General features: G+C 49.6%; 4 protein-coding genes and 1 rRNA gene. All 5 read right to left on the bottom strand.

What is annotated here, in order from left to right; genetic code table 11:
• Positions 1 to 75 (bottom strand): 16S ribosomal RNA (locus tag ACFQ0N_RS24065); the annotation flags it as partial.
• A 324-nt stretch (positions 76 to 399) separates the two neighbouring features.
• Positions 400 to 2,388, bottom strand: coding sequence for an NAD-dependent DNA ligase LigA (ligA, locus tag ACFQ0N_RS24060; RefSeq protein ID WP_483874991.1), 1,989 nt, complete (start codon positions 2,386 to 2,388; stop codon positions 400 to 402).
• 104 nt (positions 2,389 to 2,492) lie between these two features.
• Positions 2,493 to 4,832 carry a DNA helicase PcrA gene (gene pcrA, locus ACFQ0N_RS24055; protein ID WP_379331038.1) on the bottom strand — a complete coding sequence of 780 codons (2,340 nt, stop codon included), beginning with the start codon at positions 4,830 to 4,832 and terminating at the stop codon, positions 2,493 to 2,495.
• A gap of 188 nt (positions 4,833 to 5,020) precedes the next feature.
• Positions 5,021 to 5,731: a heptaprenylglyceryl phosphate synthase gene (pcrB, locus tag ACFQ0N_RS24050; protein WP_379331036.1), complete on the bottom strand. Its 711-nt coding sequence runs from the start codon at positions 5,729 to 5,731 to the stop codon at positions 5,021 to 5,023.
• Between the two features lie 21 nt (positions 5,732 to 5,752).
• A complete protein-coding gene (locus tag ACFQ0N_RS24045) occupies positions 5,753 to 6,115 on the bottom strand; it encodes an STAS domain-containing protein (protein WP_379331034.1) in 363 nt (120 codons plus the stop codon).
• Positions 6,116 to 6,117 lie beyond the last annotated feature (2 nt).

Raw genomic sequence — 6,117 nt, 5'->3', positions numbered from 1 at the left:
TCTGCTCCGCTCGACTTGCATGTATTAGGCACGCCGCCAGCGTTCGTCCTGAGCCAGGATCAAACTCTCCATAAAAGTTGAAGTCCGAAAACTTCTATTCATGAATAAGCTTGTTAGCTCATTACTTTTGCTTGCGTTATTATTGTTGGATCGACGTGATCCATATGTTCAGTTTTCAAAGAACTTGCTTACTGCTTGTCACATTTTGTCGTGACATTTGTTTATGTTATCAGCTTTTTGTTTCGTTGTCAACAACTTTTTTACTTATTTAATTCAAGCAACTTTATTATTGACTACGTCTCAGAAGCGACAAGTAATAATATATCACAGCGTAAAATTAAATACAACTTGTATTTTTTGGAATTGTCCAGAGGACAATCGTCCTCTGGACAGCTTGATTTATTCATTGAGCAATCGCAGCAGCTCTTCTTCATCTTCAATAATTGCAATTCCCAGATCGCGGGCCTTTGTGAGCTTGCTGCCCGCATTTTCGCCGGCAATTAGAAAATCGGTTTTCTTCGATACGCTTCCGCTTACTTTTGCGCCGAGCGCTTCCAGCCTGCGCCCTGCTTCATCGCGCGTAAGGGCGGTCAGCGTGCCTGTCAGCACAACAGTCTTGCCGCTGAAGATGCTGTCCGTTCTCGCTTCCGGCGCCTGCTCAGCCTCTCCTTTGACACCTTTCGCCAGCATTCTATCGATGCTTGCCGCCGAAATCGGATCATTAAAGTACCCGACGATGCTCTCAGCTACAATGCCGCCGATATCAGGCAGCTCCACCAGCTGCTCAACCGTTGCCGCACGTATAGCGGATAGCTGGCGAAAATGCTCGGCCAGCATTTTCGTCGTAGCTTTCCCGGTGTTCGGGATGCCCAGCGCAAACAAAAACGCCGACAAATCGCGCTCTTTTGATTTTTCGATCGCTTCAAGCAGCTTGCGGGCTTTGCGTTCCCCGAACCGCTCAAGCTTAATTAAATCTTCATATGTCAAATCATACAGATCCGCCGGATCCCGTACTTCGCACTCATCATAGAGCTGTTCAGCCGTCATTATACTGAAGGATTCGATATCCATCGCATCGCGGGAAGAGAAGTGCGTAATTTTCCCGATGATTTGCGGCCGGCATCCCAACTTGTTATTGCAAAACAGATGGGCGCCGCGCTGCTCAAGCTCCGAGCCGCAAGCAGGGCAGACTGTTGGGAAAACAATTTCCTCCCCTACTGTATCGTCAGCTTTGCCGAGTATTTCAGGAATAACATCATTGGAACGGCGAATAAACACCATCGCTCCCAAAGCATGCTTCAGATTTTTTCGTTCGATATCGCCAATATTATTCAAAGTACAGTTTTGCACCGTAACTCCAGCCAGTTCTACCGCCTCAACGCGTGCTACCGGGGTTATTTTGCCGGTACGCCCGACTTCCCAGGAGACCGATTCCAGTCTCGTCGTTGTCTCTTCAGCTTCGAACTTAAAAGCTACCGCCCAGCGCGGAAACTTGTCGGTATAGCCCAGCGCCTCCCGCGTGCGCATATCCGTTATTTTGACCACTGCGCCATCGATTAAATAATCAAATGTGTCACGAATCGCTTCAATGCGGGCAAGCTCTTCTTGAACATCTTCTATTACATTCCAGTAAGTCGCGTATGGATTCACCTTAAAGCGGTTATCGAGCAAAAATTGCAGCATCTCTTGATGGGTGGCAAACTCAACACCATCGGCGTAGCCCACATTATAGAAAAACGCGCTCAGCTTACGCTCAGCTGTAATGCGGGGGTTTTGATTGCGCAGGGCGCCTGCTGCGGCATTGCGGGCATTTTTCAACGGCTCCTCCGCTGTACGATTGTAAGCCTCGAGTACTGACAGATGCATCATCCCTTCACCCTGCACTTCAATAATGCCGTCGAAAGGAATCGTAAGCGGGATGGATTTGATCGTTTTCACCTGGGCCAAAATGCCTTCGCCGACCGTGCCGTTGCCCCGGGTTGCCGCCTGCACCAGCTGGCCGTCCTCATAAGTGAGATTAAGCGTTAAGCCGTCAAATTTCAATTCGATGACATAAGTCGGGTCAGGAAGCGGCTCGTCATCTGGATGCTTTGTATTGTAATCCGCTATGATTTTGAGTACACGAGTATGCCAGGCAAGCAAATCTTCCGTATTTTGCGCCTTATCAAGGCTCCACAGGCGCGAGCGGTGCGTATGGGGGTCAAAACCTTTTAAAATTTCGCCGCCAACGCGCTGCGTCGGGGAGCCTGGCAATACATTGCCGCTCTCTCGTTCCAGCAAAAGAAGCTCGTCATACAGGGCATCGTATTGCTGATCGCTAATAACCGGATTATCCATTGTGTAATAATGGTAGTTATGCTGTTCAATTAATTCCGCCAATTCACGCATACGAGCGATTTGCTCTGTTGTGTTGCCGGACTCTTTGGCCGCTGTCATCAACAATCATCCTCTGCATTTTAATAGTCTGCATTTGCTCTCATTAATCATTGCGGTTATTCCACTTTTGTAATTGGGGCAAAGCTCGCCAGCAATTTTTTGATCCCGACCGGCGCAGGGAAAGCGATTTGCAGCTCTGTGTCGTTGCCGGTTCCCTTGACGGACACGATTGTTCCAATGCCCCATTTGCCATGCTGCACCTTATCACTCACATTAAAATCGCGCGCCGACCCGCCCGCCGCGGCTGCACCTGCCCGGGCTGCATCATGCGGACTGCTTACCCGCACCGTGCCGCCTGGCGAACCGTTCCGGGCAAAAGACGGGACGCTGCTTCCTTGCCGGTTTGTTCCGCGGAAGCCGATTCCCGCTCCATCGCCAGAGCGGCCGCCGCCGCCATAAGAGCCGCCCGAAAAGCGGCCTCCGCCGATTGCCTGAGCGCCCGACACATCTTCCTTTACTTCATCAGGCACTTCTTTCAAAAACCGCGAAGGCATATTCGAATTCGTACGCCCGAACAAGGTACGCACCCGGGCGCTGGTCATAAACAACTGCTCCTCGGCGCGCGTTATGCCGACATAAGCAAGCCGCCGTTCTTCCTCCAGCTCCTCGTTGTCCATCAGCGCCCGGCTGTGCGGGAATATGCCTTCCTCCATCCCAATAATGAATACGACCGGAAACTCCAAGCCTTTCGCACTGTGCATCGTCATTAAGATGACGGCATCTTTAGCGCCGCCCTCCGGCTCTTCCTTGTCCATTGAATCGATATCGGCAATTAAAGCCAGATCGGTCAAAAAGGCAACGAGCGATTTATCGTCATTACGCTTTTCAAACTCTTGGGTTACCGATAAAAACTCGTCGATATTTTCGATACGCGCTTTGGACTCCAGCGTATTCTCGCGATGAAGCTCTTCCCGGTAGCCGCTCATTTCAAGCAGCTTCTCCGTCAATTCGGTAACAGAAAGATATTCTGTCATTCGTGTAAGCTGGTCAACCATTGTCCGGAATTCCTGCAGCGCGGTGCGAGCCCGCCCCGTTACATCAAGCCAATCCAGCTCGTCCAACAAGGCATATAGCGAAATCCCTCGCGCTCCGGCCAGCTCGGACAGCTTAGCCATTGTCGTATCGCCTATGCCTCGCTTCGGTACATTGACAATTCTAAGCAAACTAAGATCGTCATCCGGATTGGATATTAGACGCAAATAGGCGAGTAAATCTTTGATCTCCTTGCGATCGTAGAACTTGATCCCGCCGACGATTTGATACGGAATATCCGATTTGATCAACGTTTCCTCAATGACCCGCGATTGGGCATTCGTTCTGTATAAAATAGCATGCTGTCCATACCTGCGTCCTGATTGAACATTTTTGCGAATTTCGGACGTAACAAAATAGCCTTCCTCATGCTCCGAATCCGCCTGATAAATTTTAATTGAAGCCCCTTCGCCGCGGTCTGTCCACAATCTTTTCGGTTTACGGCTAGTATTCAAATCAATCACAGCGTTAGCGGCATTCAAAATATTAGCCGAAGAGCGATAGTTCTGCTCCAGCATAATCGTGCGCGCTTCCGGATAATCCTCTTCAAAATTAAGAATATTGGAAATATCAGCGCCGCGCCAACGATAAATGGACTGATCGCTATCGCCGACGACACAAATATTATGATGCTGATCAGCGAGCATCCGGCAAAGCATATATTGCGCGCGGTTTGTATCCTGATACTCATCGACATGGATATAACGGAACTTATTTTGATAAAAAGCCAACACTTCCGGCACATCTTTGAATAATTGAATCGCCGTCATAATCAAGTCGTCAAAATCAAGTGAATTGTTGCTTTTCAGCCTTTTTTGATAGGCTGTATACACCTGGGAGACGATGCCGTCGAAATAATCGCCAATCTTGCTCTCGAATCGCTCCGGTGTGATTAGTTCGTTTTTAGCGCTGCTTATTCCGGCTTGTACCGCCTTAGGCTCAAATTTCTTCGTATCGATATTCATATCCTTCATGCAGTTGCGAATAACCGACAATTGATCTGCAGAATCAAGAATCGAAAAATTCGAGGTAAAGCCTATCCGGCTAATATCCTTGCGCAAAATCCGTACACACATCGAGTGAAAGGTTGAGACCCAAATATCTTGTCCCGTCGGCCCGACCAGTGAAGCTACCCGCTGCTGCATTTCTCTTGCCGCTTTATTCGTAAAAGTGATCGCAAGTATGCTCCACGGCGCTACCCGCCGTTTCTCAATCAAATACGCGATGCGATGGGTAAGCACCCGCGTCTTGCCGCTCCCCGCTCCGGCCATAATAAGCAGCGGGCCTTCCGTCGCCTGTACTGCGTCTCTTTGGGGAGAATTCAGCTTCTGAACCGCCTGATCAATTCCTATACCATTAATCATAAGAGGAATAAAACTCCTTTGTTCGCATTTGTTCGCCTCTCTTAAGTCTAGACAACAGCACGTATACTGTCAATTCAATAATACTGGTTTTGCCATCCGCTTAAAAGAAAAAATGACCTGCCGCTTCCCGCCCCAAAATCTGAAAATATTCAGCAGCAGGACGAAAGAGTGGCAAGCCTCTTTTTTCTTTATTTTATCAAAACGGTATTACGAACAGCCTGTACAGTAGAGAGTGCCGCGGAAAGCCGCTCATCATACAATGCATTGCCTACAACGACAGTGTGGGCATATTGCGCGGCAAGCTGCGCTTTTTCCGCCGTATCAATGCCGCCTCCGTAAAAAAGCCTCGCTCCTGTCAACAGATGACGGGCCCGCCTCACACGCTCCATATCGCCAAACATGCCGCTATACTCCATATAAACAATCGGCAGTCTCATCAGCCTGTCTGCCATATACAGATGTGCAGCAAACTGATCGTCATCCAGCTCGCAGCTGGCCTGAGTCGCTTGGGCAGCCTGCGCCCGCGGATTCAAGATAATATAACCCTCTGCAGTCGTCTCTTCCCAAGGAATGAACGTTCCCCATTTGCGCAAAGCTTCAATTTGCCGGCCGATAATCCACTCTGCACGCTCCGTATTAAGCACCATCGGGATAAAATAATGATCAAATCCCGGTACCGCGGCTTCCTCACTGGATACTTCCAGCGCGCAGGGCACCTCGTAGCGGCGTATACGCGACAGCAAATCAACAGTATTGTCATAGGTCACGCCTGTGGAGCCGCCAACCAAAAGCGCGTCTGTACCGGAAAGGCAAATCGCATCGAGCGCTTCATCGGACAATTCACGCTCCGGATCAAGTTTAAAAACATGTCTCCAAGTTTCATAAATGGCTTCCTGCATCGCAACCTCCGTACATCCGATTTATAATTCCAGGGCTTCTATGCGCTGCATGACTGCAAACTCATTCGGATACAGCATCAGCCATTCGGTTAAGCCTACCATACGAAACAGCTTTTCGTAATGGGGCGTGACCCCCCAGGCAAAAGTATGCGCCCCTGCTTTTCGTACAATTCGGGCAAGCCGAATCAGCACGGCCATGCCTCCGCTATTAATATAAGCTACTCCAGTCAAATCAAGCGCAAGGAAACGAACATGCTCTCCAAGGCCTCCCGTCAAATCGCCGAGCAGTTCTTGCTCGGACATTTTGGTCAAATCGCCTTTTAGTGCCAGGACCGTACCGCCGGGAAAATGCCTCCGTTCGATGACTAGTGGCTGTTCCACCATCT

This window comes from Paenibacillus sp. GCM10027626 (genome assembly GCF_042676285.1).
Classification (GTDB): Bacteria; Bacillota; Bacilli; order Paenibacillales; family Paenibacillaceae; genus Paenibacillus_Z.
This window is presented reverse-complemented; position numbering and strand designations above follow the sequence as displayed.